A 3,672-nucleotide genomic window follows, 5' to 3' on the forward strand; every position below is an offset into this window, starting at 1 on the left:
CTGACGTTACTGGCCGACCAGCCGCCGCCGTTGATTTCCATGCTGATGCCGGACTGGCCGTTGACGCTGGCCAGGCTATCGTCATCCAGCGCCTGCATGGCCGAAGCAGGCAGGCTAAAACAGAGCAGCGGCAAGAGCAGCAACAGATGGCGCATTGGCTTACTCCTCAGCTTTCGGCTGTTAATTTTTCGGGAAGACCAGCACGTTGCCTTGCATACGAATGCTGCCGTCGATCTTTGCCGAGAAAATATTGGTCTGCTGGTAGGTGGCATCGCCGCCATTGGCCGCCGTGCCAGCCTTGTTGCGCCAACCACCGTTGTTGGCCACGGCGAAGGTCAGGCGGGTGTCCTGGAATTTCACTTCGTTGGGCAGGCCGAATTCCAGCGTGTCCTGGCTAAAGGTGGCGCCATCGCCATTGAAGCCACTGTCGATAAAGCGCGTACGCAGGGTCAGACCGTCAAAGCTGAAAACGCCTTTCAGATTGTCGATCACATACCAGCCTCCAGCCGCTTCCGCGCGGATGGCGATGCGCATGCCGCAGTCTTCCGGCGAACTGGCGCCCAGGGTGGCGCAGCTGCGTTGGTTGGCGGTCCAAGTGCTGGCGGTGTTACTGCTGGGCGTGCTCCACAGTACGCCGCCGTTTTTATTGATGCTGAAGTCGCCGGACAGATACACACCGCCCTGCCCACTGGTTTCGCTCAAGGCGTCATCGGCCATCGGCTGTAATTCGCTATGGGCAAACGCCGGCACTAACAGGGCAACCCACAACAGCAACCATTCGATGCGTTTAAAGGTCATGGCTGGTCACCTTCAGGTAGTTGATGCTCAGGCCTTGCAGGGTGTTGTAGCCAAAGTTGTAGCCGCCGGTGTTGTAGTTACCGCTGCCGACTTTAAGGTTGTCGATCACGATATTGGTACGCGGCGCGTTGGCGTAGAAGTCGCTGGCCAGGGTGTTGCGCTGCGCGGCAGTGGTGCCGCCGGCAGTAGGGTTGGGCAGTTCCAGCACAAACTGGCCGTTGCTGTTGACGTCAAACAGCAGCGGCTGGGTTTTGCCGTAGCCCAGGGCAATATTGGCGTAGGTGTTGCTCAAGGTGATGGTGCGCGCTTCCTGCTCGGCAGCGGTGGCGCAGTTAGTGGCGCCAGCGGCGCAAGACATCACCGTGAGGCTTTTGGCGTAGAGGTTCAGGCGCATTTCGCCGACCAACTGGCTACGCGCGCTGTCGCCCCACAGGCGTAGATACGAGCCGTCCATGGCCAGCTCGGCAATGTCGATATTTAAAATATCAGTGCGCCCGGCGGCGACCTGAAAATCAAAGCGAATCCCCAGGTCGGCCTTCTCGCTGGCGCGGCTGGAGCAGTTGCTACCCGCAGCGGCGTAACCGGAAATACAGGCCTGGCCGGCGCTGCCGGTGAGGCGCTCCGGAAAGGTCAGCGCCAGCACGGCGACGTTGCTTGGCGTGGTCTGTACCCACACGCCATCGTCGCGCAGGGTGCGCAGGTTTTCGCCTTTGTTCAGGTCCAGGGTAAAGGGTGAACTCAGGCGGCCAATGGTCACCGGATTGAGGTTGGCGCCCTTGTTGCTGCCCGTAGCGCCCAGGTAAAACTCCTTCACCGAAATCGGCACGTTCTGGCCGCTGCCGTTGGTGATGTCGTTGATGGTGATGGTGGCGTTGTTGGCATCAAGCAGGATGTTGTCCAGCACAAAACCAAAGCCTGCGCCCTGCACAACCGACAGCTCTTGGTCATCCAGGGCCTGCATTTCCGCCCGGGCCAAGGTGCTGGCGCCCAGCAGCGCCAGAGCAAACAGCAGAGTGGCTTTCATCTCAGCACCCGGAGGTCGCAGAGCCCAGGCAGGTGTCCTGCCGGGGAATGCCGTTGAACGCCTGGTTAAAGTCGATATTGATCGGCGAAACCATATTGCCGTTGGCGTCTCTGTACTTGGGCATGTTCATAAAGGCGCCTTTGAGGGCGGTCATAAAGCTGTTGCTGTCCATGTCGCGCCAGGCCACATCCTTGGTTTGCAGCGAGATAAAAAAGCCCTTGGCCGCGCCTTCAATGGCGGCCGTGCCGGCCTGATCGGCAACGCCGAGGTTGCCCACCGGTAACGATTTAAATTGGTCGAGGTTAAAGCAGGTCTGAATGCCCAGCAGGGCGCAACCGTTGGACTTGATCAGCGCCAGCGCCGCATCGGAAATGCCCGGCAGGCAGCCGCTGGTGCAACTGAGCCCATCGCCATTTTTAACCCCGGCCAGGGTGCCGCGCACGGGGTCGGCAGTGCCGTTGCTGGCGACCAACTGCGCATCGCCCTCCAGCACGCTCGTGCGGTAAATGCCGCCGACCCCAAGGATAAACTGCTGCAGCCCGGTGGAGGCGTTGTACACCGCGTCTGCCGTGCCTTTGATATGCACCGGCACGTTACCGGTGAGGCTGGCGATATCGCCGGACAACGTGCCCTTGGCTTCGCCAAAGCCAATGCGTACACCGATGACTTTGTTGCCTTCGTAGGCCAGTTCGATAAACGGGTTGGCGATTTTGAACGCGTTGATGCTGTCGTCGGCATTGACGGTGCCGAGGGCAAAGTTATTGATCAGGATGTCGGAAGAGCCGGCCACTTCACCCGGCCGGGTAACGCTGTCGTTGTACTGGCCGAGCTGAAGCTTTTTCATATTCAGCTGGGTATCGAGGTTGACCCCCAAGTTGACCCGCGTGTAGTTGATGCCGGCATTGGCGTCGGTGGTCAGGTTGATAAACGCCTGGCCGGTGACATTCGACAGCTCACTATCAGCCATGGCCTCCAGCTTGGCCTGAGCAGGGCCAGCCAACAGAGTGCCAGTGAGCAGGGCGGTATAACCAAGTGCGGCAAGGCTACGGGGCGAGCGCATGGCGATTTCCTTATTCTTATTGTGGCCAGACCTACGGGCGCGAGAGCGCGGCATAAATCCATGGCGTCACTATAAGAACCTGGAGAGCAACAGAGGCCCGACCCATAGTCGAGTTTGCACAGCGCGCGTTAGGCGAGGGGATGGGCGACTGTTACGAGAAATCACACTGGCGTAACGCCATCGTGCTCAATGCTGGCGAAACAGCCCGATCAGGTGATCAGCAATGGCGCCCTTGATGGTATCGACGTCCAGCTTCGAGCACTTGACCAACTTGGCCGGGTTGATGCGATGCAGATGCAAGGACGGCATACGCGCTTCGTACTCGCGTAAATCGCCCTTGATCAACACCGGCAGAAAGCTTTCGCCCTTGGCCTGGTAGCGCTGAATCAACAGCTTGAGGCCCTCCTGAAACGGCAGTTCCTTGGACGCCACCAACCGATGCTCGCCCGGAACTTTCAGGTACAGGCCGCTATAGCCCATGGTTTCGCCGGGAAGAATATGAATGCCCGTAGGCTCCACCGCGTCGGCCGGAATGTCATTAAAGGTGTCGTGCCAGGCCTGCTCGTCCGGCAGGATGGTGATACTGCCCTCCTCCGCCTCCGGCACCACAAAGCTGTAATTGCTATAGAGCTTTTCCACATAGCTGGAATAGATACACAGGCGATTCTCAAAACGCTGCAAAAACGCCACAGCCTCGCGCCGATCAGTGATCGCATCCAAATCCCAATCGAGATCGCTCTGGCGTTCCAACTCAGCCCAACGGGCCTCGGCATAAGCGGCAGTGGTAGCG

Annotated in this window: 5 protein-coding genes; all 5 read right to left on the minus strand. The window is 59.3% G+C overall.

Features of this window, described 5'->3' with window-relative positions:
- Window positions 1-281, minus strand: a 281-nt coding sequence (locus tag AAAB16_RS01925; RefSeq protein ID WP_340661811.1) for a DUF6160 family protein, incomplete at its 3' end; no start/stop codon positions are given.
- On the minus strand, window positions 181-798 hold the full coding sequence (locus AAAB16_RS01930; RefSeq protein ID WP_340661812.1) for a DUF6160 family protein: 618 nt from the start codon (window positions 796-798) through the stop codon (window positions 181-183). The genes AAAB16_RS01925 and AAAB16_RS01930, both read right to left, overlap by 101 nt.
- Window positions 788-1,822: a hypothetical protein gene (locus AAAB16_RS01935; RefSeq protein ID WP_340661813.1), complete on the minus strand. Its 1,035-nt coding sequence runs from the start codon at window positions 1,820-1,822 to the stop codon at window positions 788-790. Before AAAB16_RS01935 ends, AAAB16_RS01930 begins: the two co-directional genes overlap by 11 nt.
- A gap of 1 nt (window position 1,823) precedes the next feature.
- Window positions 1,824-2,882, minus strand: a complete 1,059-nt coding sequence (locus AAAB16_RS01940) for a DUF6160 family protein (RefSeq protein ID WP_340661814.1) — start codon at window positions 2,880-2,882, stop codon at window positions 1,824-1,826.
- Window positions 2,883-3,068: 186 nt separating this feature from the next.
- On the minus strand, window positions 3,069-3,672 hold a 604-nt coding region (locus AAAB16_RS01945; RefSeq protein WP_340661815.1), incomplete at its 5' end, for a hypothetical protein.

The sequence above is a fragment of the Pseudomonas sp. genome (assembly GCF_037994325.1).
Lineage (GTDB): Bacteria > Pseudomonadota > Gammaproteobacteria > Pseudomonadales > Pseudomonadaceae > Aquipseudomonas.